21 protein-coding genes are annotated in these 24,610 nt (G+C 36.3%); 20 read left to right on the top strand and 1 reads right to left on the bottom strand.

Annotated elements, in window-relative coordinates; genetic code table 11:
• The first annotated feature begins 8 nt into the window (after positions 1-8).
• The 10 genes from KD050_RS04740 to KD050_RS04695 all read left to right on the top strand — a co-directional run bounded on the left by KD050_RS04740 (position 9) and on the right by KD050_RS04695 (position 9,678).
• Positions 9-1,214: a hydroxyacid-oxoacid transhydrogenase gene (locus tag KD050_RS04740; RefSeq protein ID WP_211895085.1), complete on the top strand. Its 1,206-nt coding sequence runs from the start codon at positions 9-11 to the stop codon at positions 1,212-1,214.
• 104 nt (positions 1,215-1,318) lie between these two features.
• Entirely contained in the window at positions 1,319-2,308 is a 990-nt protein-coding gene (locus KD050_RS04735; RefSeq protein ID WP_211895084.1) for a 2-hydroxyacid dehydrogenase, read from the top strand.
• 13 nt (positions 2,309-2,321) lie between these two features.
• Positions 2,322-2,930, top strand: a complete 609-nt coding sequence (locus KD050_RS04730) for a uridine kinase family protein (RefSeq protein WP_211895083.1) — start codon at positions 2,322-2,324, stop codon at positions 2,928-2,930.
• A complete protein-coding gene (locus tag KD050_RS04725) occupies positions 2,927-3,469 on the top strand; it encodes an ECF transporter S component (RefSeq protein ID WP_211895082.1) in 543 nt (180 codons plus the stop codon). The genes KD050_RS04730 and KD050_RS04725 overlap by 4 nt, the downstream gene beginning before the upstream one ends.
• Positions 3,470-3,917: 448 nt before the next feature.
• Positions 3,918-5,096 carry a NupC/NupG family nucleoside CNT transporter gene (locus tag KD050_RS04720; protein WP_211895081.1) on the top strand — a complete coding sequence of 393 codons (1,179 nt, stop codon included), beginning with the start codon at positions 3,918-3,920 and terminating at the stop codon, positions 5,094-5,096.
• 700 nt (positions 5,097-5,796) lie between these two features.
• Positions 5,797-6,360, top strand: coding sequence for an alkyl hydroperoxide reductase subunit C (gene ahpC / locus KD050_RS04715; RefSeq protein ID WP_211895080.1), 564 nt, complete (start codon positions 5,797-5,799; stop codon positions 6,358-6,360).
• 15 nt (positions 6,361-6,375) lie between these two features.
• A complete protein-coding gene (gene ahpF / locus KD050_RS04710; RefSeq protein WP_211895079.1) occupies positions 6,376-7,908 on the top strand; it encodes an alkyl hydroperoxide reductase subunit F in 1,533 nt (510 codons plus the stop codon).
• A gap of 309 nt (positions 7,909-8,217) precedes the next feature.
• Positions 8,218-8,421 carry a helix-turn-helix transcriptional regulator gene (locus KD050_RS04705; protein ID WP_093269942.1) on the top strand — a complete coding sequence of 68 codons (204 nt, stop codon included), beginning with the start codon at positions 8,218-8,220 and terminating at the stop codon, positions 8,419-8,421.
• The gene (locus KD050_RS04700; protein ID WP_211895078.1) at positions 8,422-9,099 is read left to right on the top strand and encodes a DUF3169 family protein; all 678 of its coding nucleotides are present in this window, start codon (positions 8,422-8,424) and stop codon (positions 9,097-9,099) included.
• Between the two features lie 369 nt (positions 9,100-9,468).
• Positions 9,469-9,678 (top strand): hypothetical protein, encoded by a 210-nt coding sequence (locus KD050_RS04695; RefSeq protein ID WP_211895077.1) that lies wholly within the window; start codon positions 9,469-9,471, stop codon positions 9,676-9,678.
• Between the two features lie 66 nt (positions 9,679-9,744).
• On the opposite strand, the gene KD050_RS04690 is transcribed toward KD050_RS04695, so the two are convergent.
• Positions 9,745-12,777 (bottom strand): efflux RND transporter permease subunit, encoded by a 3,033-nt coding sequence (locus tag KD050_RS04690; RefSeq protein ID WP_211895076.1) that lies wholly within the window; start codon positions 12,775-12,777, stop codon positions 9,745-9,747.
• A 565-nt stretch (positions 12,778-13,342) separates the two neighbouring features.
• On the opposite strand from KD050_RS04690, the gene KD050_RS04685 reads away from it, so the two are divergent.
• From KD050_RS04685 to KD050_RS04640, 10 genes are all read left to right on the top strand, one after another.
• Positions 13,343-14,635: an ABC transporter substrate-binding protein gene (locus KD050_RS04685; protein ID WP_211895075.1), complete on the top strand. Its 1,293-nt coding sequence runs from the start codon at positions 13,343-13,345 to the stop codon at positions 14,633-14,635.
• Positions 14,636-14,711: 76 nt separating this feature from the next.
• Positions 14,712-15,659 carry a carbohydrate ABC transporter permease gene (locus KD050_RS04680; protein ID WP_211895074.1) on the top strand — a complete coding sequence of 316 codons (948 nt, stop codon included), beginning with the start codon at positions 14,712-14,714 and terminating at the stop codon, positions 15,657-15,659.
• Positions 15,656-16,498, top strand: a complete 843-nt coding sequence (locus KD050_RS04675; RefSeq protein WP_211895073.1) for a carbohydrate ABC transporter permease — start codon at positions 15,656-15,658, stop codon at positions 16,496-16,498. Before KD050_RS04680 ends, KD050_RS04675 begins: the two co-directional genes overlap by 4 nt.
• A gap of 34 nt (positions 16,499-16,532) precedes the next feature.
• Positions 16,533-17,567, top strand: a complete 1,035-nt coding sequence (locus KD050_RS04670) for a LacI family DNA-binding transcriptional regulator (RefSeq protein ID WP_211895072.1) — start codon at positions 16,533-16,535, stop codon at positions 17,565-17,567.
• Between the two features lie 18 nt (positions 17,568-17,585).
• Positions 17,586-18,929, top strand: a complete 1,344-nt coding sequence (locus KD050_RS04665; protein ID WP_211895071.1) for a GH1 family beta-glucosidase — start codon at positions 17,586-17,588, stop codon at positions 18,927-18,929.
• 774 nt (positions 18,930-19,703) lie between these two features.
• Positions 19,704-20,186, top strand: a complete 483-nt coding sequence (locus KD050_RS04660; protein WP_211895070.1) for an MgtC/SapB family protein — start codon at positions 19,704-19,706, stop codon at positions 20,184-20,186.
• 256 nt (positions 20,187-20,442) lie between these two features.
• Entirely contained in the window at positions 20,443-21,711 is a 1,269-nt protein-coding gene (locus KD050_RS04655) for an ammonium transporter (RefSeq protein ID WP_211895069.1), read from the top strand.
• A 73-nt stretch (positions 21,712-21,784) separates the two neighbouring features.
• Positions 21,785-22,759, top strand: coding sequence for a DUF294 nucleotidyltransferase-like domain-containing protein (locus KD050_RS04650; RefSeq protein ID WP_211895068.1), 975 nt, complete (start codon positions 21,785-21,787; stop codon positions 22,757-22,759).
• Positions 22,749-23,471 (top strand): exonuclease domain-containing protein, encoded by a 723-nt coding sequence (locus KD050_RS04645; RefSeq protein WP_211895067.1) that lies wholly within the window; start codon positions 22,749-22,751, stop codon positions 23,469-23,471. The genes KD050_RS04650 and KD050_RS04645 overlap by 11 nt, the downstream gene beginning before the upstream one ends.
• A 338-nt stretch (positions 23,472-23,809) precedes the next feature.
• Positions 23,810-24,463, top strand: coding sequence for a sugar transferase (locus tag KD050_RS04640; protein WP_235753915.1), 654 nt, complete (start codon positions 23,810-23,812; stop codon positions 24,461-24,463).
• The last annotated feature ends 147 nt before the right edge of the window (positions 24,464-24,610 follow it).

Below are 24,610 nucleotides of genomic sequence, written 5' to 3'. Positions count from 1 at the left end.
GAGAAGTCATGAAAAGTATTTGGGAGTTTTTGGGACCTCAACAAATTATTTTTGGGAATGAGGCTGTATTAGAAATTCCAGAAGTATTAAAGCGTTTTAACTATAAAAGTATTTTAGTTATTACAGATAAAGGCATAGCAAGTACACCGATATTAGAAAAGGTTTTAGCGCCATTAAAAAATGAATCATTTATAGTAACTGTATTTGATGAGGCGATTCCAGAGCCAACATTAGAGGCGGTTGTAACAGCGTATGAAAAATTAAGAGAGCAAACAAGTTTTGACTTAATAATAGGACTTGGTGGAGGTAGCTCAATTGATTTTGCTAAAATTGTTTCACTATTATTGAAATATGGTGGCTCACCGCGTGATTATTATGATGGGAAAAAGTTGGTGCCAGGAGAAGTAATTCCTATCATCGCAATCCCAACAACAGCAGGGACAGGCTCTGAAGTAACTACAGTTGCAGTTATTAATGATGTGGAGCTTGAGCTAAAGGTAGGACTAACTGATAACTATTTGAGACCGAGAATCGCGCTAATTGATCCGACCTTAACATTAGGATTACCCCCTTATGTAACAGCCTGTTCAGGGATTGATGCATTAGCGCATGCCATTGAGGCTTATACAGCAAAGCCTTTCTATACATTTGAACAGGGAGAAAGAGCAGTGTTCCAAGGTGCTTTTCCATTAACAGAGCCGCTTGCGTTAAAGGCTATTGACCTAATTGGAGGAAATTTGGAAATTGCTGTTCATCAAGGAAGCAATATTCATGCACGTGACAACATGCTTCTTGGTAGCCTATTAGCAGGTATTTCATTTTCAAATTCTGGTACAGCACTAGCCCATGCAATTGCTTATCCTATCGGTGGAAAAACAAAATCTCCACATGGAGAAATTATTGGCTTACTGTTACCTTATGTGGTGAAGTTTAATGCAAAAATGAATCCTGACAAAACTGCACAACTATATAGCTTACTAGTTAAAGGTGACGAAAACTTAATATTAGATGAGAAAATTAAAGCTTTATATAATTACCTGATTTCTTTAAATGAAAGTATTGGATTACCAATCAAGTTATCACAAATCGGGATTAAACAGGATGAGTTAGAAGGAATTGCAGAAAAAACGTTGGAAATTAAACGTCTAGCTCGAAATAATCCACGTGTGCTGACAAAAGATAATTTAGTAGCATTATTAGATGAAGCATTTTAATCATAATGAACTCACTTAGTTGGAAAAAAATCTAAGTGAGCTTTTTTTATAAGCCTGTTCTAACGTGTATTGTGGCTAAAGAATATTAATCGATGGAGGAACATATGAAAAAGATATTGTTCACGAGAGCATTTCAAAGAGAATTGTTAGCGCCATATATTGAGGGGAAATATGAGGTTGTAATGTGGGAGGAAGAGAATATTCCGATGCCTCGCCAGCTATTATTAGAAAAAGTAGCTGATGTAGAAGCAATTTATACGAATGTTGCAGATCAGCTCGATGAAGAATTTTTTAATGTAGCTAAAAATCTAAAGGCAGTTGCAACAATGGGGGTTGGTTACGACAATATAGCAATTGATATAGCAACTGAAAAAGGTATTCCAGTTGGTCATACACCAGATGTACTTTCCGAGGCAGTTGCTGAGCTCGCTGTAGCATTGATGTATACATGCTCCCGAAGAATCAGAGAAAGTATGGATTTTATACGGAATGGACAATGGAAAGCTTGGGGACCATTTATGTTTGCAGGCAGTCGCATTAAGGGTTCTACAATTGGCATAATCGGTATGGGGCGTATTGGGAAAGAACTGGCAGATATAGTAAATCGTTTAGGAATGAAGATTCTATATCACAATCGTAGGAGAGATCACGAGAGCGAGGAGCGATATGAGGCGCGTTATTGTTCCTTAGAAGAATTACTGAAGCAATCGGATGTTATTGTAATGCTAGCTCCGTTAACAGACCAAACAAGACATATGCTAGGATATGAGGAATTTAGCATGATGAAAAATACAGCTATATTTATAAATGTATCAAGAGGTCCCGTTGTAAATGAAAAGGATTTATTTCAAATATTAAAGGAAAATAAAATCTTTGCAGCAGGCTTAGATGTGTTTGAAATAGAGCCTATTAAAGCAACACATGAATTATTAACATTGCCAAATGTAGTGACAACACCACATATAGGTAGTGCTACCATTGAAACACGTTTGAGAATGCTAGATATTACTATGAATAATATTGTAAATGCGTTAGAAGGAAAAGAAATGTTATTTACAGTGAATAAGGATATATATCAGCCATCGAAGTTTTAAGGAGACTATTTAAATGGAGAGTTATGATAAATTAGTTCACTATATTAAACAACAACTTACCATTAAGGAAACTGTTATTATAGCGATTGATGGTAGATGTGGAAGTGGAAAAAGTACTTTTGCATCTACTCTTGCCAATGAATTAAACGGTCAAATCGTGCAGATGGATGACTTTTTCCTGCCAGTCCAGTTACGGACAAAGGAACGTTTACAGCAAGCGGGAGAAAATATTCACTATGAAAGATTTAATGAAGAAGTTATTATCCCTATTACTCGTGGAGAAGATATTGCCTTACAGTCCTATGATTGTACAACGGATTCTTTTAAAGAACTTCAGAAATTACCAAAAAAATTTTTATTTATAATAGAAGGAACGTATAGCTTGTATCAAAAGATAAGAGATATTTATGATGTGAAAATATTTATGACTGTAGATTCTTCTATACAGGTAACGCGTATAAAAGAAAGAAATGGGATAGAAAGTTTAGGGATATTTCAACAGAAATGGATCCCCTTAGAAGAAAAATATTTTTCTGAATACTCTATTGAGAATCATTGTGATGTAACAATTGATACGACAAATGGAGAGGGCATTTTTAGGAAAGGGAGTAAGATAATTTGAACAATAATACAACAAAGAAATTAATTTATACAGCCGTTTGTATTGCCATTGGAATCATTTTACCACAAGCTTTTCATCTATTACCTATTTCAAATGTAGGATCGGTATTATTGCCAATGCATATTCCGGTACTAATTTGCGGCTTTATTTGTGGTTATAAATATGGAGCAATTTGTGGTATTGTTCTACCGTTTTTATCATCCATCTTAACTGGGATGCCTCCTCTATTTCCAATCGGGGTATCGATGATGGCTGAGCTAGCAACCTATGGACTATTAACGGGTATATTATATGAAGTGACGAAGGGAAAAGTTCTTCCTTCCCTTTTATTAGCAATGCTTGGCGGAAGAATCATCATGGGTATTTCAAGTACATTCTTTATGGGACTAGCAAACATGCCTTTTGGTTTTGAAGCATTTATTGCGGGTGCTTTTGTGACAGCCCTACCAGGACTTATAATACAAATAATGATTATTCCATCGATTGTATTTGCACTAAAAAAATTAAATTTATTAGCGTATTCCAGCTATGTTACATGAAATTAGGCAACTTCTGTTCAACTTGAACAAGAAGTTGCCTATTTCTTTGTCTACTTGTTACTGTTTACTTGGCTTAGATGGTTGATTACATACACTTGAAACAAGAACTAATTTGCATTTCCTATCCATGTTACACCTACTATGAACAATGATGGTACAATACCTATCAAAACGGATTTTCCAAATATTTTTATTCCTTTAACGCAAATAAAATATCACTTACTTTTAGTTCAGGTCATAAAAAAATAGTCTATCATGGTTAATTTCAAATGAATGCCGGTTATGGTGTTACAAAATGGTGAACCGCTTACAAAAAATATACTTTTCCTTCATCAACATGTAAACATTGTATTTGGACATAATGAGTAATGCAGGTATACTTATTATGTGAGTTGAATAGTTGTCAGACGTTCAACCTTTAAACAATACATCTTTGTGGAGGCATTCAATGAATTATATTATCTCAATCCTTGGCTTAATTGTTGTTCTGGGTCTTGCTTGGATTGCAAGTAGCAATCGTAAAGAAATAAAAATCAGACCAATTATCCAGATGATCGTTTTGCAATTAGTTTTAACTTTTATATTACTGAACACCAAATTTGGGTTAATTATTATTGAGGGAATTGCTGCCGTATTTACAAAATTATTAGATTTCGCTGCTGAAGGAATCAATTTTGTATTTGGTGGCATTACGAACGAAGGACAGGCTCCTTTCTTCTTAACTGTTTTACTTCCAATCGTCTTCATATCAGCGCTAATTGGAATTCTACAGTATATTAAAGTTCTTCCTTTCATTATGAAGTGGTTGGGTTGGGGAATCAGTAAAGTAAACGGTATGGGTAAATTGGAATCTTATAACGGGGTAGCATCTGCTATTGTTGGCCAATCGGAAGTATTTATCACGGTGAAAAAGCAGCTTGGACAATTATCGTCTCAACGTCTGTATACACTATGTGCATCAGCGATGTCTACAGTTTCGATGTCTATTGTTGGGGCTTATATGACAATGGTGGAACCGAGATATGTCGTTACGGCTATCGTGGTTAATCTATTTGGTGGATTCATCATTGCTTCTATTATTAATCCATACACGGTCAGTGAAGAAGAAGATATCCTCGTTGTTCAAGAAGAAAAACAGAGCTTCTTTGAAATGCTGGGCGAGTATATTATGGATGGATTTAAAGTTGCAATCGTAGTTGCGGCGATGTTAATCGGATTCGTTGCACTTATGGCAGGAGTAAATACCATATTTGATATGGTATTAGGAATCTCATTCCAAGAAATTATTGGATATGTCTTTGCTCCATTCGCGATTTTAATGGGTATTCCTGTTTCCGAATCAGTAACAGCTGGTGGTATTATGGCTACTAAACTAGTTACAAACGAATTTGTAGCGATGCTCTCTTTAAATGATTTAGCATCAAATCTAAGTGAACGATCGATTGGGATCATATCTGTTTTCCTTGTATCATTTGCAAATTTCTCTTCTATCGGGATTATTTCAGGTGCTGTAAAAGGTCTTAACGAAAAACAAGGTAATGTTGTAGCGCGAATGGGCTTGAAACTTTTATACGGAGCAACATTAGTGAGTGTATTAACAGCAATTATTGTGAGTTTTATCTTATAATAGCTGTAATTATCTTGGGTTTTTGGAGTTCTATCTTTCTAATTTTGAACAAGTTGAATCGAGTTACTAATTTAGAATACAAGACAATAAATCATCTCACTTTTTAACTTAAGGTGAGATGTTTTTTTTAGAAATGAAAAATTTTTGTACGCCTGGGAACGACCGAAGTTGTATCTTCGAAGGCCTGTACGATACGGGTCAGGCAGCTACACTATGCTATAAACGCCAATGTGAATGGTATGATTTTCATGTTTTTTTCTGACACAGGGAACAAAATAAAAAAGATTTACTTCTATTTTTATAAATATGACTTTAATGAAAGTAATTTGCAGTATTAAAAAAGTGTAAATAACAGTGAATTTTTTTAAAACTTCACTAAAAGTAATATTCCAATGTATTGACCATGCTTCAGAAGTCGGGCTTATAAAATATTATGTGGTTTTCGATGAACTATAATACTAACTTATACCCTAAATTATTATTATGCAATTGGTATTATGTAACACTTTTTCGATACTTAAATACTTCGAACTCTTTTTTTATCCTATGAAATCAAAAGGAAATTTTTCTAGTATAGTATATTTTAAAAGTTTATACACAAAATACAGATGTGTTTTGGTTGACAAAATTCGACGCCTACGTAACAATTAATACTTGTTGATTATTATTATAATTACTAATTTTTTGGAGGAATTTAACTATGTCATTAATCGGAAAAGAAGTACTACCATTTACAGCACAAGCATACAAAAACGGTGATTTTATTGAAGTATCAGATCAAGATTTCAAAGGTCAATGGAGTGTTCTTTGCTTCTATCCAGCAGATTTTACTTTTGTTTGTCCAACTGAGCTTGAAGATCTTCAAGATCAATATCCTGCACTACAAGCTTTAGGTGTTGAAGTTTTCTCAGCTTCAAGAGATTCTCATTTTACACATAAAGCATGGCACGATACATCAGACGCTATTGGCAAAATTACCTATACAATGATTGGTGACCCTGCACACGTTCTTTCACGCAACTTTGAGGTGTTTATCGAAGAAGAGGGTGCTGCTGATCGCGGTACTTTCATCATTGACCCTGATGGTGTGATCCAAGCAATCGAAATTAATGCAGATGGTATTGGTCGTGATGCTAGTATTCTTATTAACAAAATTAAAGCAGCACAATATGTTCGCAACAATCCAGGTGAAGTTTGCCCAGCTAAATGGCAAGAAGGTAGCGAAACACTTAAGCCAAGCCTTGACCTTGTAGGTAAAATTTAAGGAGAGCGAAACTAAATGGCACTTGATACAGAAATTAAATCTCAATTAAGTCAGTACCTTGAACTGCTTGAAAACGATATCGTTCTTAAAGTAAGTGTAGGTTCGGACAAAGTTTCAGATGAAATGCTAGCCCTAGTAGAGGAGCTAGCTTCCCTTTCATCTAAAATTACAGTAGAAAAAGTAGAACTAACCAGAACACCAAGCTTTAGTATCAACCGTGTTGGAGAAGAACATACGGCAGTTACTTTTGCTGGTATTCCATTAGGACATGAATTTACTTCTTTAGTTTTAGCTTTACTTCAAGTGAGTGGACGAGCGCCAAAAGTAGATCAAAGTGTAATCGATCAAATTAAAAAGATTACTGGTGAATATCACTTTGAGACTTATGTAAGCTTAACTTGCCACAACTGCCCTGATGTTGTCCAAGCTCTTAATATCATGAGTGTTCTTAACCCTAATATTACACATACAATGATTGATGGTGCAGCATTCAAAGAAGAAGTAGAGAGCAAAGATATATTGGCAGTACCAGCAGTGTATATGAATGGCGAGTCTTTTGGAAATGGCCGAATGACAATTGAGGAGATTATATCTAAATTAGGTATTGGACCTGACGTTGAAGAATTTTCCGGAAAAGAGCCTTACGATGTGCTTGTTATTGGTGGTGGTCCAGCTGGTTCAAGTGCAGCAATCTATTCAGCACGTAAAGGTATTCGCACAGGAATTGTAGCCGAACGCTTTGGTGGCCAAATCTTAGACACACTTACTATTGAAAATTTTATCAGTGTGAAAACTACAGAAGGTCCTAAACTTGCACAAGCTCTTGAAGAGCATGTGAAAGAATACAACATTGACGTTATGAACCTACAGCGTGCAAAACGTTTAGAAAAGAAAGACCTAGTCGAGGTTGAATTAGAAAATGGTGCTATTCTTAAGAGTAAATCCGTAATCATTTCAACTGGTGCTCGTTGGCGCAATATTAATGTTCCTGGTGAGCAAGAGTTCAAAAATAAAGGTGTCGCTTATTGTCCTCACTGTGATGGCCCGTTATTTGAAGGTAAAGAAGTTGCGGTAATCGGTGGAGGTAACTCCGGTATAGAGGCAGCAATTGATCTTGCAGGGATTGTGAAACATGTAACAGTTCTTGAATATAACTCAGAATTAAAAGCTGATGATGTTCTACAAAAACGTTTACACACCCTTCCAAATGTCACAGTCTTAACAAACTCTCAAACAAAAGAAATTACTGGTACCGACAAAGTAAATGGTATTACTTATGTAAATCTAGAGACAGGCGAAGAAAGTCACATTGAATTAGCTGGTGTATTTGTTCAAATCGGTCTAGTTCCTAACACTGATTGGTTAGAAGGAACACTTGAAAGAAATCGAATTGGTGAAATCATCGTTGATAAGAGTGGAGCTACTACAATTCCTGGAGTATTTGCTGCTGGTGATTGTACAGACAGTATTCATAAGCAAATCATTATTTCTATGGGATCTGGTGCAACTGCAGCGTTAGGCTCATTTGATTATCTAATTCGAAATTAGTTATTCAACAGTAGAAACAGAGCTTTAGTTTAGTGGTTTTATAGAATGAAATACATCCATTTGTAATATAAGCAATTCCCACATTTAATAAATCACTATTCTTTCCTAATGGAAAGGGTAGTGATTTTTATTTATATTGATTATGAGTAATTTCTAGAAACGTGAAACTACTCTATATTTGACCGATTGATGCGCAAACATCAATTGGTCATTTTATTTTACTCAGATATTACGCTTGTTCAACTTGACAAGTATACTTGTCAAGTTGACTAGTTTTTGTTACACTTTATTTATGAGAGGGGATACTATATGAAAACTCGACTGAAAGAACTAAGGGCACGTGATGGGTTGAACCAAACGCAGCTTGCCAAGCTTACTAAAGTTTCAAGGCAAACGATTAGTTTAATTGAACGGGAAGAATTTATTCCTTCCTTATTAATCGCTGCTCGAATTGCACGTGTTTTTAATGAACCTGTGGAAAGTATATTTTTGATTGAGGAGGATGAATTATAAATGAAAACGGTGATACAAATTTTAATCTCTGCTGTAATTGGATTTATTGTGGCAACACTTATGTTAAATAATTTCACGCTAGACCTTTTCAAATATGCGGATGCGATTGTTGTAATTATTTTATTTATCATTGTCATATTGCTAGGAGTTAGCTTTAAAATATATTGGCAAGTGAAAAAACTGCATAACACTGAAGCTGACGGGGATGAAGAAGATGAAGTGGATTTATTAATATATAAAAAATTTGCTGATCACTCATTTTTTATTCATTCTAGTATTGTATTATCGGTGCTGGTTTTATGTACAACACTTATTACATCACAAAGTGTATACTTGACGATTATTGCCATAGTTACTATGATACTTAGTTATTTGTTTACGATATACATGACAAACTTAATCCGATTAATATATCCTGAACGCAATATCCCAAACATATCAGATTCCAAGTATGAAGAAAAAATTTTAGAAATTGCAGATGAAGGTGAAAAACATGTAATGTTTATTGGATTCTATAAATCTTATAATTTAATGAATGTTGCGTTATTCATTGCCATTGTACTATCTACTTTGTATTCAGTAACTACGAATCATTCTCAGTTATTCTCTATTATTGTAATGAGTTTTGTATTAATAATTGTAAATGGGAAGTATTGTTTTTCTGTTAGGAATAAATGATTGTAATGCCAATGCAACAACCAAGAACTTTAATATAGAAAATAAAAAAAGCACTATCTCCAAAGAGATAATGCTTTTTTTCTAAAGAATTCTTTGTTCCTAAAGAACTCTTGCGGGTTTGGCACCCATTAATGTCGACTAATATTATAATCGATAGTATGGATGTCAAAACATATTTGTTGTTAGTAATCTATTATAGCACGTATCAAGGATAAAAACAACATTTCTTTTAATAATTGTACAAGAATTCATAAAGTGGTGGTATAATAACACACTGAGGTAGATTTGGAATTCTAGAATCTAATTGATTGGAAGGCATTTAGTGTTTCTTCCTGTACTTAAATAATACACATCATCGGAGGTGTCGATATGAATAAAAAATGGACGATAGATGAAATAAGAAATTATGTTAGTAAGAATTCAGAATGTGCATTGCTTTCAAAAGAATATGTAGGATACTCACAAAAACTACTATTTAAATGTTCATGTGGTACAAATTTTGAAAAAACATTCACGAAGTTTAAAGGGAGCAATCAGAAAAAATGCTCTAATTGTCAAGAAGCTAGACCCTCGCGTTAACAAGAAACACATAAAAAACCCAGACCACAGCTTGATAGCAATGGTCTGGGTTTTATTATGTTGCTGTTAAGAAGAAGCCTCTTGATCAGCTGCTTGAGCCACTCGCTGTTTCTTAGATTTTCTAAAATAAAGCAATTCATAAATACATGGAATTACTATTAACGTCAGGAGGGTTGCCATAGCTAATCCACCAATAACAACGATAGCAAGACTTTGTGATACTAGGCTTCCTGTTTCGGCTTTTTTCAGCAATAGAGGAAGCATTGCACAGATGGTTGCGATTGCCGTCATGAAGATTGGTCTCATTCTTGTTGCAGCTGCCTCCACAAGCGCATCGCGAAGTATCATTTTTTGTTCGTTTTGTTTTACTCGGTCTAACAGTACAATTGCATTTGTTACGACGATACCAATGAGCATTAATGCACCAAGGAGTGCTGTAATATCCACTGGAATTCGACTAATAAGAATTCCTAATACGGCGCCGATTGCTGCTAATGGTAGAGAGCAAAGAATGGCAATTGGTGCTCTGATTGACTTAAAAGTAATGACCATTATTAAGAATACAATTCCAATGGAAACAAGCATTATTAAGAATAAATCTGCAAAATCTTCAGCTTGTTGACTACTCGAACCACCTATTAAAACCTCGACATTTTCAGGAATATCCATTCCTTCTTTATCCTTTTGATCTCCGAATATCTCTAAGTTAACTGCACTAGCGATTTCTGAAAGTTTGGAAGGATCAACAGATGCTGTTACTCGAAGGTAGGCATCTCCATCTTTATGGACCTGGTTAGTTGATCTCTCTTCGCTTTGCAATGTTGCAACGGAGGAGATAGGGACCATCCCTTCATTTGTCATGACAGGGATATCTTTAAGTTCTTCTGGTGTTACCGTATCTAGAAGAGGTTCAAGGAAAACAGTTTTTTGCTTGTCGTTTACACTAATTGTTCCGATTGGTGTTTTGTTTAAAAGGACAGCTAACTGTTGTGCAATTTGTTCTGTATTTCCTTTGGAAGGGTCCACAATTAGTGAATGTACAGTTTTCTTTTCATCCTGGTTGGTAGTGACTTCCTCTACACCGTCCAAGTTTTGTACCTTTTCCTTAATAGCTGTCGCTACACCCTCTAGTTCAGATATATCTTCTCCGACAACATCAATTGTAATATTTGTACTAGCTCCTCCCATCATAAAAGAAGCTGTACTTACTTCGAATAGTGCACCAGGATATTGGTCTTTTTGCTTTTCCATTTCCTTGGCTATAAAGTTCGTATCTTTTTTGTCCTCTAGCAAAATACTAAAAGATGCTTCTGTGGAGGAACCCACCCACCCATACTGTGCTGCTTCAGGAGGAGAACCAACTTGAGCAAATACGTGTTGAACCTCTTCCATATCTAATATCGATGATTCTAACTCAATTGTTTTTTCCTTCACTCTTTCAATTGGTGTATCACTTGGATAACTAAGTGTGACACTGACATAGTCAGCAGACGAACTATCAACCGCCCCTTTAGGGATGATGAAGTAAGCTCCTATAGAACCGACGAAGAGAAGGATAGAAACTAAGAATATGATCCATTTATGGTTTAAAGACCAAGTAACCATTTTAGGGAAACGAACGGCTGGTTTATGCTCAGGAATTTTAGCATTCTTCAATAATCCCGCACTCATCAGTGGGACAACCGTTAAAGCAACGATTAATGAAGCTAGTAAAGAATAGGTAACCGTTAATGCAAATGGTAAAAGGAATTCCTGAAGTCCCCCATTCAATAAACTCATTGGTAAGAAAACGGCTACTGTTGTTAATGTAGAAGCAGTTATGGCAACTCCCACTTGCTTAGTTGCGTCAATAATCATTTGGATAGAGAATTTTTCTGATTGCATCTTGCGGAAAATATTTTCAATTACTACAATACTGTCATCCACAAGTCGCCCAACTGCAACGGCTACGCCACCTAGTGTTAAAATATTTAATGTTACACCGGACCATGAAAGCAAAAATAATGTAAAGCAAAGTGATAGAGGGATTGAAATGATTGTTATAAAAGTAGAGCGTATATTTCGTAAAAATAGCATAATAACGATCGTTGCAAATAATGCACCAAGAAGAACTTCTTTTATCATCGTATGAACAGAATTTTCCACCAAATCGGTAGAGGAAATATAAATTACAGACTCCTGGTGGTCATACTTTTCGTTGATTTCGTTTGTTACTTTTTCAATCTCCTTGCTAATAGACACTGCATTAGAATGACTATCTTTTGTAATGCTAATATCCAAGCTATCCATGCCATTAAAACGGCTTATGAAGTTGGAATCCTTAGTTTCTTCAATAGTTGCAATATCACCTAGTGTTACATCGGAGGTAACTGATATGTCTTTTAGCTTATCTAGACTATTAATATTGCCGATTACTTTAATGTTACTTGTTTTCCCATCGATGATCTTTTCTCCGACTGTTACAGAAGTATTTTGACCTTGAAGAATACCTAAAATTGATTGAAGAGAAATTTGATTCTCTTCTAACTTTTCATCATCTATACTAATAGAAATGATGGAGTTTGTTATACCATAGACATCTACTTTAGAAACCCCTTTTACTTCTTGGTACATTGATTGCAGTTCATTACGTGCAAATTCTTTATTTTCCTCCGTTAACCCCTCATCGAAGGTGACCGCAATATTGACAATTGGAATCATAGATGTATTTAACTGAGAAATAGTTGGCTTGGATATATAGGTAGGCAAAGATATACTGCTTAAAGCATCTTGTACGTCCTGTTTTGCCTGTTTCATATCATATCCTGCCTCGTAGAACAGATCTACTTTCGAAAACCCATCTCCCGTTGTAGAATACAGGGTTGTTTTCCCATTCAGCCCAGTGACTGCTCTTTCGATAGGAAGGGTTACTTCTGTTTCCATCGTTTTAGAGTCAATACCCTGACCCATGGAAATAATAGTGACTTGCGGATTATCCGCAGTCGGTAGAAATTCCATAGGTAGTCTAAAATAACTGACCACCCCTATAACTAGTATTAAAACAGTTAAAACAGCTACAGCTGCCCTGTTTCCAAAAGCCCACTTTGTAAATAAAGACATAGAAATCTTCCCCCTAATAGTAAGTATAGAAATTAAAATAAATGCTTAAATCAAAGGCTATATAGCAATTTATAAAACAGATAATTTACGGTGCTCCTTCCTAAGAATGGTTTTGCTACCATTTCATTGTATAAAAGGGAGTGGAGATCTACATTGAGCCTTAGATTTATATATTGCTAGGGCTAGAGAAGTAGAAAGTCATAAGCAAATCGGTAACGAGCTGTTGGAAAATAAATTAACGTAATCGGTCTTTTAGAACTCCACATTCCATAGAATATAATGTTATGGAAACCGGTTTATAATAATTTTCTGAAAATTCATTGATTTTATTTTGAAATGGATTATAATAATAAATGAAAGCGCTTTATTTTTAAAATAACTGGTTTATTACTTATTTTTTTACCCATTAAGGAAACCGGTTTCTATGAAATTAAAGTGACTATAAGACACCGAAGATGCAGATGCTTGATGGATTAAATGATGGATTGGAGGGCAGTTTGGAGGTAGTAAGGTGGTTTTACTGTATGAAAACTATTAATCTATTAAATTTCAGGGGGAAATCATAATGAAATTGAAAAAACTGCTAATAGCTTCACTGTCCATTTTGTTCGTGTTCATCATTGCAGCTTGCTCTTCTGATACGTCATCTGATGATTCAGGTGAAACTGGAGACGATGGAGAAAAAATCACTTTAAACTTTTGGTTGTTTGGTGCTACGGGGTATGAAGAGCTTGCAAAAGAGTATGAAAAACAGAATGAAAATATAAAAATAAAAATAAAGACTTCAGAAACGGCTGATCATCACAATAATTTATTTACAGCCCTTTCCGCCGGCAGTGGGGCACCGGATATAGCGGCACTTGAGCTTGACCAACTCGATCGTTTCCGTGATGCACAAGATCGTTTTGTCAATCTATATGATATGGGTGCGGATGAAGTGAAAGGTGAATACTTAGACTGGAAATGGGAAATTGCAGAGAATGATGACGGCGAGTTCTTGATGGGTCTTCCAACTGATATTGGTCCAAAGGGACTTTACTACAGATTAGATATATTTGAAGAAGCTGGCTTACCAACAACACCTGAAGAAGTTTCAGCTTTAATCGCAACTCCGGAAGACTTCAAGGAAGCTGCTTTACAAATAAAAGAAAAAACCGGCAAACCAATGGTTGCGAGCATGGAAATGATGTACCGTGCACAATTAGATGCGTTAGAGGAAAGTTATTTTGATAAAGAAGGCAATTTATTGATAGAAGAAAGTGGTAACGGCGTTAAAGAAGCGTATGATCTAGCGATAGATATGAACGAACTTGGTTTAGTCGGAAATTATGCAATGTGGTCTGCTGAATGGGCAAATGGAGTTGATAATGGCGACTTTGCTGTTGAATTAGGTGCTGCTTGGTTCAAAGGATGGATGGAGTCAAATGCACCCGAAGCTGCCGGAGAGTTTAGTATAGCTACATTACCTACGGAGTATAGCGGAAACTGGGGTGGTTCCTACATTTCTATCCCTAAAGAAACAGAACATGCAGAAGAAGCGTATGAGTTTGTAAAATGGTTGGTTTCAGCTGAAAATCAATTGGAATCATTTAAGAGCAATGGTCTTTTCCCTTCAGCCCCTGCTGTATATGATATGGCTGAGTTTAAAGAAGCAAGCGATGAGTATTTTGGTGGGCAGTCAACACAAACAGTATTTGCTCAATCTGCACAAAAAATCGGAAAGGTATATAAAGGAAAGGATTATACAAGCGTTCACGATGAAATTCTTGCTGCTTTAGTTAACTCACAAGCTGGAGCAGATGCAGAGAAAGAATGGACCGAAGCTATCAAACGTATTAAAACAAAGCTAAATCGCTAAAGTCAGGAAAGTGATTAACATATTCGGCGGATATATCCGCCGAATATACTCTGTATGTAGGTGGGGGGACGAGTGTATGGTTTCTTTAGATGAAAAACAACAAAAGGGTCGAAGAAAAGGTTTTTCATCCCAAGAGATGAAGGAGATGCTTTCGGGGTATTTATATATATCACCTTTTTTTATCATATTTGCGATTATTGGCCTCTATCCGGCTATTTTTAGTTTAATCCTAGCTTTTCAAAAATGGAATGGTATGGGTGAAATGGAGTTTGTCGGGTTAAATAATTTTCAAGTAATACTAAGTGATCCGTTATTTTGGAAATCTGTTTATAATACAATCATTCTTGGACTGATGGGTACTGCACCTCAGCTTGTTATTGGGTTAGTTCTCGCGTTTTTATTGAATTTGTCTTATTTACGTTTTAAAGCTTTTTTCCGGATAACTATTTTTATGCCCTATATTACGTCAATGGTAGCTGTTGCTTTAGTATTTAGCGTATTTTTTAGTAACAATGAAACAGCATTAGTGAATTATATTATTGGATTGTTTGGCTTTGATCCAGTGAGCTGGAAGACCTCTGAATGGGGAGCGAAGATTGCAATTTCTACAATGGTTTTTTGGCGCTGGCTTGGCTATAATACGATCATTTATTTAGCAGGCATGCAAAGCATTCCAAACGAATTGTATGAAGCATCTAGAATAGATGGAGCTAGCATATTCCAGCAACTTCGATATATCACGATTCCATTATTGAAGCCATTTATTTTATTGACAGTATTCTTTTCGACAGTTGGAGCGATGCAATTGTTTACGGAGCCGACTGTATTTCTAGGTAATACTGCTTTTGCAAGGGATGAAGCGATGACCGTTGTTATGTATTTATATCGTGATGCGTTTAGGTTATCTTCCTTCGGGACAGCATCTGCATCTGCTATAGTTCTGTTGTTATTCATAGTAGTTGCCTCAGCTTTTAATATGATGCTCACTAAAAGCCTCGGTAAGGATGGGGGGAAACGTGTATGAAAAGTGATGTTGGTACTAAAAAGTGGGGCATTGGTCGTATTGGAATGTACTTGTTTTTAACAGTAATATCGCTCTTTTCGTTATTCCCTTTTTACTGGATGTTTGTTATGTCAACGAGTCATAGTTCTGCATATAATTCGATACCTCCAGCGATGGTTCCAGGTGATCAGTTGCAGGAGAATTTTCGAAAAGTATTGGATATGATTCCATTTTTCCAATCGATGTTTAATACATTAATCGTCTGTCTTACGGTAACGATTGTCGTATTATTTATAAGTTCATTAGCTGGATTTGCATTTTCTAAGCTAAAATTTCCTGGGAAGAATATTCTTTTCTTCGCAATACTATTTACTATTATTATTCCGCCTCAACTTGGATTAATTCCGCAGTATTTGTTGGTTGCGAAAGCTGGAATATTGGACCATTTGTTTGCAGCGATGATCTTGTTTTTCCTAAATCCTTTAGGGATATTTTTGATGAGGCAATATGTGAGTGAATCGGTACCAGATGAATTGATAGAAGCGGCAAGATTGGATGGTTGTTCAATTTTTAGGATATATCGTAGCATTGTACTTCCTATCATTTTACCGGCTTTTGCTACACTAGGTATTATTGTGTTCACTTCCGTTTGGGGAGAATTCTTATGGCAGTTTACGGTGCTTCGAGATCCTGAATCCTATACAATTCAAGTTGCTTTAGCATCATTGAACAATACATTTAAAGTGGATTTCGGTATGTTGTTATCAGGTGTATTCTGGGCGACGATTCCATTGCTTATAGTGTTCTTGTTGTTCAATAAACTTTTTATATCGAGTATTGCCGAGGGATCGGTAAAATAATTACGATCAGTACATGGAATATGAGGGATGTAAAATGACTTTAACTATACGAGATATTGCTCAAATGGCGGGTGTCTCAAGAGGCACTGTCTCTAAGGTGATCAACAACTATAATGGTGTAAGTGAAGAAACAAAGCGTAAAGTACTAGAAGTTATCAAAAAAACTGGGTATCAACCTACTTTTTCCGCTAAGTCACTTGCGACGAAGAAATCCAGTCTAATCGGACTCATTTATGCAGGGAAGATAAATGTAGAGTTTAACCATCCCTTTTTCAATGAAGTTATTTCATCGTTCCAAAAAACACTTGGTGCCATGGGGTATGATATTATCATTTTCTCCAATGAGATGTTTGATAAGGAAAATGTAGACTATCTTGCAAGGTCAAGACATTTTCGTTTAGATGGTTGCTTAATAATTGCTGGGGAAGAAGTAGAAGAAGCCGTGTCGGAGTTGGATAAGAGTGACATCCCTTGCCTTGGGATTGACATTGAGCTGACTGGACAGAATTCTAGCTACGTTATGACGGATAACTATAAAGTATCGCAGCTTGCTGTGGAATACTTGTATTTAAACTCTATCAGAGATGTTGGATATATTGCAGGGAAGAAAAGTTCTGATATATCGAACCAACGACTAGAGGGATTTCTGCAGACGATGAGTCAATTTGGTATTGCCGCACAAACGCGATGGATAAAACATGGAAACTTTTTTGAATCTAGTGGATACGAAGCTATGGAAGAAATTCTTCAGGGAGATTCTTTGCCAAAAGCAGTAATAGCTGCTTCCGATATGATGGCGCTAGGTGCTATGAGGGCTATAAAGGACTATGGACTTCGAATTCCGCAAGATATTCAAGTGATAGGCTGTGATGATGTAGAGGCTTGTCGTTATATGGAGCCTGCTCTCACTACTATTAAACAAGATAAGCAGAAAATTGGAAGATTGGCAGCCATAAAGCTAAACGATTTGATAAATGGAGTAACTGGTTTAAGACCGTCACTCGTAGATCCAGAGTTGGTAGTAAGGAATTCTTCGGGTGTTGTAGAGGAAACGACCAAGAAACGATAAATGAAAGGTGGGCAATAAATGGCGATTATACAGTTTCCAAAGGATTTTAGATGGGGAGCAGCAACTGCATCCTATCAAATTGAAGGTGCAACAAACGAAGATGGCAGAGGGGTCTCAATATGGGATACCTTTTCTAAAACTCCAGGGAAGGTACATAATGGAGATACCGGCGACGTAGCTTGCGATAGCTACCACCGGTATGGAGAGGATGTAGAGCTAATACATGACTTAGGAGCTAGTGTATATCGCTTTTCTGTTGCATGGCCAAGGATTTTCCCAAATGGTACAGGAGAAGTGAACCAAAAAGGAGTCGACTATTATCATAAATTAGTAGACTTAATGCTAGGAAAAGGCATCGAACCAATTTGTACGTTGTATCATTGGGATCTCCCGCAGGCGTTACAGGACAAAGGTGGCTGGGATAATCGGGAAACAATTGAAGCGTTCGTTCAATATGCGGACTTTATGTTTAAGGAATTCAACGGAAAGATTAAAAAGTGGATAACTATTAACGAGCCTTGGTGCTCATCTTTCCTATCTAATTATATTGGGGAGCATGCACCGGGAAATCAGAATCTCCAACTTGCGACTGATGTAGGGCATCATTTATTGGTAGCACATGGTCGTGCGGTGAAATGTTTTAGAGAAAGTGACGTGGAGGGTGAAATTGGATATGCTCCTAATGTTACTTGGTTTGAACCATACAGTACGAAAGAGCAGGATATTGAAGCGTGCAATCGAGGAAACGCTTGGAATTTAGAATGGTTTTTTGATCCAGTTTTTAAAGGGAGCTATCCTGATTTCATGTTGGAATGGTTTAAAGGAAAAGGTGCTACTCCAACCATTTTAGAGGGGGATCTGGAAATAATTTCGCAACCAATCGATTTTCTCGGGTTAAATTATTACACGGGTAATGTAGGACGCTATAAAGAAAATGAAGAGTTATTCGATTTAGAGAGTATCGATATGGGATATGACAAAACAGATATAGACTGGTTTATCTATCCGGAAGGTTTTTATAAAGTTCTTGTCAAAATTAAAGACCTTTACGGCAGTGTGCCAATTTATATTACAGAAAATGGTGCCTGCTATAATGATGAACCAGTTAATGGTGAAGTTGCTGATCATAAAAGAATTGATTACTTAAAAACTCACTTGACGGCTTTAAAGCGAAGTATGGATTCTGGTGTTAATGTAAAAGGGTTCTTATACTGGTCGCTACTTGATAATTTTGAATGGGCTTTGGGGTATAGTATGCGTTTTGGAATTGTGCATGTGGATTATGAGACATTGGTAAGAACTAAAAAGGATAGCTACCATTGGTTCCGTGAAACAATTAAAAATGGTGAATTTAAATTATAATTCTATAATGGAGAGGTGAGCACTTTGTAATTTAGTGTTCTCCTTTTTATTTAGATAGGAAAGTATATAAAGGTGTCCTGTGAACACTGGGTTTATGGCACTTTAAAAAATGAATAATATGACTGATTTCCGTTTCAGGTGGAGACAAAGGAACGATGGCTAAGAACGCCACCACGCGAGCGCAACGCCTTCGTGACCAACATCCTGTTGGCCTCCGCAGGGTGAGCGATGAACCATCACCGACGCTCCGCGTTCGCCTGTGATAGTTCATCTGTCTCGCTCATCCTGCCGGAGTCGCCACCTTCCACTACAATTAATATAGGGTAAATCGACTGTCTAAATAGGGATACTATTCTGGAATGAAGGATGAAGAAAGTAGATTTTCTTTTTTACTTGTGGAAATAAAGAGAAATATTAAGAGTGTCATCCCATCTATGAATGGGAAAGTGTCATTTCTCTAGTTATCCATAAAGGCACTAACCTGTTTCTAAAAGTTGTGGGATGGCGGCGAACAGACGAACGCTATAAAATTACCAAAAAAAGATGCTGGTCGTGACGTTAGTCACGACCAGTATTTCCTAAAAAAACAATCGGTAATAAAACGATAGAAACAGGTTTTGACCTTAAAGAACCGGGCATTTTTTTTTGCCTGGTTTTTCTTATGGATCGTGATTTATTATTAGGTATCCAATTTGTGATAGTATTTACCTTTGAAGGATTTTGAGAAGATTTATAGAATGTTATCCGAACAGAACTTTTAGGAGGATTTAAAATATGGACTTCATTACTACATTATTTAATTCGCATTATGACTTGTACATCCGGTTAGGTGTAGCAACTTTAATAGGATTTTTTATTGGTCTAGAGCGAGCGATAAAAAATAAACCAGCAGGTATCAGAACACATATTTTAGTATGTTTAGGATCAACTTTAGCTATGGCACTATCATCTCTAAACCAAGGAGCGTATATGGATCCCATGCGTTTGGCAGCTCAAGTAATAAGTGGTATTGGGTTCCTTGGGGCGGGGGTAATCTGGGTAGACAAGGATAATGTAAAACGAGGACTTACAACGGCAGCAAACCTTTGGATCACTGCATGTGTGGGGTTAACTATTGGATATGGTGCGTATGATCTTGCAATTATAACGGTCGTACTAATGTTCATCGCAATGAACTTACCAAAATTAGCGGTTAAAATGGGTATACTTCCTGCTCGAGGGAAGGAAGAAGAGGATAGCGACGGCGAGTGGAATTAAATAAATGTATGGTAGATAAACTGTCATCACTGTTAAAAACGGTGTAGGCGGTTTTTTTATTTGTAAAAATTTAATCTTGTTGAAAATAAGGTTTAAGAAGGGTTTGTTAAACTAACATATTTAAAAATAAAATATATTCAGAAAATTGTGTTGACATCTATGTAAAAATGAATAGAATAAATAATATAAACAATGTTATGTTTTCTTACATGAAAGGATAGAAAACCTAACATATAGAAAAAGGGGAGAGATGACAATGGAAGATGTAATGTATTTGATGAACAGCTTGTGGACGATGATAGCTGCAATTTTAGTCATATTTATGATCGGTGGATTTATATTATTAGAAGCTGGTTCTACAAGAATGAAAAATGCTGGTCACGTTGCTGGTAAAACAATATTCACATTTGGTCTAGCGTCAATGGTGTTCTGGGCAGTAGGCTATGGGTTTATCTTCGGGGGAGATGCAAATTTCTTCGTAGGAATGACAGACTTTTTCTATAGTGGAGAAATTCTAGAGGGAGCAGGTCTTGCTACAACCGTATTCTTTGTTTTCCAATTAGCATTTGCCGGTATCGCAGTAACCATAGCACTTGGTGGTTTTGCAGAACGTGCAAAATTATCCGCGTATGTTATTTTCACTATTCTTTTTGGAATAATTGTGTACCCAGTAATTGCTCACTGGGTGTGGGGTGGAGGTTGGTTGGCTGAACATGGCAAACAGGATTTTGCAGGCTCAACTGTTGTTCATTTAACTGGTGCAATGGCCGCTCTTGCAGCAACAATGATTCTTAAACCAAGAATTGGGAAATTCAATAAGGACGGCTCAGCAAACAACCTTGCCGGACATAACCAGGTATATACAGCTTTAGGTGTACTAATCCTTTGGGTTGGTTGGTTCGGATTTAACGCTGGTAGTACGGTATCTGTAGATGCAGCATTCTTTGGATATGTTGCTTTAAACACAACGCTTGCTGCTGGAGCGGGAGCTGTTGCGGCCACGTTAATATCATGGGTAGTACTAGGTAAATCAGATATTCCAACGATTTTAAACGGTGCTTTAGCTGGATTGGTTGCTATTACTGCTTCTTGTGCATTCGTAGATGTATGGGCATCTGTTGTCATTGGTTTAATCGCTGGAGTATTAGTATTCTATAGCGCTAGATTTTTTGAAAAGAGAAAAGTGGATGATCCAATTTATGCGCTATCTGTACATGGAGCTGCTGGAGTATGGGGAACATTATCTACTGGTTTCTTCGCAACACCGGAACTTGCATCCGTTGGTAAAGCTGGATTATTTTACGGGGGTGGATTGGATCAATTAGGTGTTCAACTAATGGGAGTTGTGTCCTGTGGTTTATTTGCATTCGTAGTTTCCTATGCTATCCTTTTTATAATGAAAAAAGTAATGGGTGGTATTCGTGTATCGGAAGAAGAGGAACTAATGGGTCTAGATATGAGCGAACACGGCAACTATGGTTATCCTGAACAAATGATTTTAGAAGAATCGAAATCTCTAAATTAAATTAATTCAAATCAAATCAAATCAAAAAAGCCTCTATTATTTAGAGGCTTTTTATATAAAAGGGCGTGTACTAGTGGAAACGTATGAATCTATTCGAGAATGGAAGGAATTATATATTACAAACTTCCTAGATGACATCGTTTCGCTCAATGATTTTCACGATCAGGTAATGCTTAAAGTATTGGAAGTAGCAACTAAAAAGATGAAAAGAGTTCCAGCTCCATGTGATTTTTCTTGGTTCATAACAGGTAGTGGAGGGCGATTAGAACAAGGAATGATCAGTGATCAAGATCATGGAATTGCTTATGAAATATCGAATGATGAAAATGATCTGTATTTTGAGGTGTTTGGAAAGGAAATTTCTTACGGGCTACATAAGGTAGGGTATCCGTATTGCGAAGGTAAAGTGATGAGCTCTAATTCTAGGTGGTGTAAATCCTATGATGGATGGAACCTACAACTCCAAGACTGGGTGGATGATGAAAGCTGGGAGTCGATTCGTTACCTTCAAATCTTTTATGATGCTAGGGTGCTTCATGGAAAGGTGGGATTCATCCATCAGTTGAAATCATACATTCATGCATACCAATTACAACATCCGAATTTACTAAACCTGTTTACTGCTAATGTAGAGCATGTCAAAAATGTAATTGGTCCACTTGGTCAGCTGTTAGTGGAAAGACATGGCTTATATCAAGGATCCGTGAACTTAAAATATTCTGGATTTCTACCATATGTAAATGCCATTCGACTCCTTTCGATAAGAGAGGGAATATTGGAAACTTCAACTTTAGTTCGAATGAGTCATCTAATTCAAATTCGGGAATATGCAGTCTTACTAAAAAATACCGAAAGAAATTTTTCGGATTTATTAAAGTATCGTCTGTCGTTATCTAAGGTTGAGAGCTATTTAGATACGCACTATTTGCAGGTTGAAAAACTGACCAAGGCTGAACAGAAAGATATTAAACGGATTATTAAAGGTGGCATAAAGTTACATCGCGAAGTGATTGCTTTGATGAAAAAAGGTGTGCACAATGGCGTTTGAACCTTTCATGCAAATACTAAGAGGTATTCAAGGAAAACGCACGAATGTTGGCATAGGCGATGTTCAAAGCGCACAACAAATGGCTTTTTTAAGAAACCTGCAAAAAGACATGAAAAAAGAGGATACTTTAAAAATTCTCTTGGATGAGCTAAAATTTGTAGTTTTCGACATTGAAACGACTGGCTTTAACCCAGAGCAAGGGGATGACATTATCTCCATTGGTGCAATAAAAATGATTGGTTCATCCATTCAAGAGGACGAGATTTTCTACTCGCTTATATACTCTGAAAAAGAAATTCCAATGGATATTGTCGGACTAACTGGTATTACAAATGAACAGTTGAAGGATGCAAGATTTATCGGGGATGTACTAATTGAATTTCTTCAATTTGCAAAAGACTGTACACTTGTTGCGCATCATGCAAATCACGAAAGAAATTTTATGCAACATGCAAGTACAAAGCTATTTCGTACACCATTTAAGCATCGCATCGTCGATACGTCCTTTCTATACAAAATTGCTGAGCCAAATATACAACTAAGTTCGTTAGAAGATTTGTGTAAGCATAACGATATCCCAATTGTAAGGCGCCATCATGCATTAGAGGACGCCAAAATGACCGCAAAACTTTGGAGCATCTATGTGGAAAAAGTTAAAATGCTTGGCTGTGAAACGTTACAGGATGTATATGATCAGTTTGCAAGAATCTAAAAACACTACAGGAGAAACTTTTCCTGTAGTGCTTTTTTTATGAAAATTCCAAAGAATATACTAAAACCTCATGGAATAATAAAATAAAATCCTACTATACTCTCAATTACCTCGAATACATCTATTGTTCTACGTTCCAATAAAAACAAGACATAAAAACTTTTATTATTAAGGAATGGATAGAATGTCCCCATACATAAGGTATATAAGCTCATAAGCTAATAAGGATGGAAAACATTTTCATAATCATATAAGAATACTTCTTTTTAATAGGAGCATTGAATATTCTTTTATGTACGAGGTTGTTTTCTAATATTTTATGTTAAGGAGAACAAATCGTGGAAAAATTAGATCAACCGCCTTATGAACAGGCGCCAATTTATTTTTATCGTAGTTTTGTTAAACGAACAGTAGATATATTAGGTAGCAGCTTGTTACTTATTTTGTTATTTCCTTTTATAATACTGTTTTCAGTTATTCTACTGATTTTCTCGGGACGTCCACTTTTTTACAAACAACTAAGGGCAGGCTTGTATGACCAACCATTTATTATTTGGAAGTTTCGAACCATGCAAGCGGAAGATATTGAATCTAGCTCTCACAAATATGAATGGAAAGATGAGGTGCCACAAGATTTTGAATTTACAACACCACAAACTCTATATATCACGAAACTTGGAAGAATATATAGAAAGTATAGTATAGATGAAATTCCCCAGCTTTGGAATGTTTTGAAGGGGGAGATGAGTATAGTAGGACCAAGGCCAGAAATGATTGAAATAACCAAACATTATTCCTCTACTCAAAAAAACCGTTTAAAAGTAAAACCAGGAATAACAGGGTATGCCCAAGTAAATGGCCGTTCCGCAATTACTCACGGAGAAAAAATCGCATACGATTTATATTATGTAAAGCATTGCTCCTTTTTACTAGACCTGAAAATCGTACTTCAGACAGTTTATATAGTGATTACAGGAAAAGGGGCTTGGTAAGAGTAACTTAAATCAGAAAGGGAGAGGGCTCTACCATGAAGGCATATTCTTAGGACTACATGTGGTGGTTGTGACACCATATAAGAAACTTCAATTTGCATTTGCAAGCTTGCAGCCCCTCTTAATTTCTAACATAAAGGTGACGTG

It is taken from the genome of Psychrobacillus sp. INOP01 (assembly GCF_018140925.1).
GTDB lineage: Bacteria > Bacillota > Bacilli > Bacillales_A > Planococcaceae > Psychrobacillus.
The sequence above is the reverse complement of the archived record's forward strand: the minus strand, read 5'-3'. Positions and strand labels throughout refer to the sequence as shown.

Coding starts and splice junctions, on each gene's coding strand:
- KD050_RS04740 (WP_211895085.1), top strand. CDS start 9: ATGAAAAGTATTTGGGAGTTTTTGGGACCTCAACAAATTATTTTTGGG.
- KD050_RS04735 (WP_211895084.1), top strand. CDS start 1,319: ATGAAAAAGATATTGTTCACGAGAGCATTTCAAAGAGAATTGTTAGCG.
- KD050_RS04730 (WP_211895083.1), top strand. CDS start 2,322: ATGGAGAGTTATGATAAATTAGTTCACTATATTAAACAACAACTTACC.
- KD050_RS04720 (WP_211895081.1), top strand. CDS start 3,918: ATGAATTATATTATCTCAATCCTTGGCTTAATTGTTGTTCTGGGTCTT.
- ahpC (WP_211895080.1), top strand. CDS start 5,797: ATGTCATTAATCGGAAAAGAAGTACTACCATTTACAGCACAAGCATAC.
- ahpF (WP_211895079.1), top strand. CDS start 6,376: ATGGCACTTGATACAGAAATTAAATCTCAATTAAGTCAGTACCTTGAA.
- KD050_RS04705 (WP_093269942.1), top strand. CDS start 8,218: ATGAAAACTCGACTGAAAGAACTAAGGGCACGTGATGGGTTGAACCAA.
- KD050_RS04700 (WP_211895078.1), top strand. CDS start 8,422: ATGAAAACGGTGATACAAATTTTAATCTCTGCTGTAATTGGATTTATT.
- KD050_RS04695 (WP_211895077.1), top strand. CDS start 9,469: ATGAATAAAAAATGGACGATAGATGAAATAAGAAATTATGTTAGTAAG.
- KD050_RS04690 (WP_211895076.1), bottom strand. CDS start 12,777: ATGTCTTTATTTACAAAGTGGGCTTTTGGAAACAGGGCAGCTGTAGCT.
- KD050_RS04685 (WP_211895075.1), top strand. CDS start 13,343: ATGAAATTGAAAAAACTGCTAATAGCTTCACTGTCCATTTTGTTCGTG.
- KD050_RS04680 (WP_211895074.1), top strand. CDS start 14,712: ATGGTTTCTTTAGATGAAAAACAACAAAAGGGTCGAAGAAAAGGTTTT.
- KD050_RS04675 (WP_211895073.1), top strand. CDS start 15,656: ATGAAAAGTGATGTTGGTACTAAAAAGTGGGGCATTGGTCGTATTGGA.
- KD050_RS04670 (WP_211895072.1), top strand. CDS start 16,533: ATGACTTTAACTATACGAGATATTGCTCAAATGGCGGGTGTCTCAAGA.
- KD050_RS04665 (WP_211895071.1), top strand. CDS start 17,586: ATGGCGATTATACAGTTTCCAAAGGATTTTAGATGGGGAGCAGCAACT.
- KD050_RS04660 (WP_211895070.1), top strand. CDS start 19,704: ATGGACTTCATTACTACATTATTTAATTCGCATTATGACTTGTACATC.
- KD050_RS04655 (WP_211895069.1), top strand. CDS start 20,443: ATGGAAGATGTAATGTATTTGATGAACAGCTTGTGGACGATGATAGCT.
- KD050_RS04645 (WP_211895067.1), top strand. CDS start 22,749: ATGGCGTTTGAACCTTTCATGCAAATACTAAGAGGTATTCAAGGAAAA.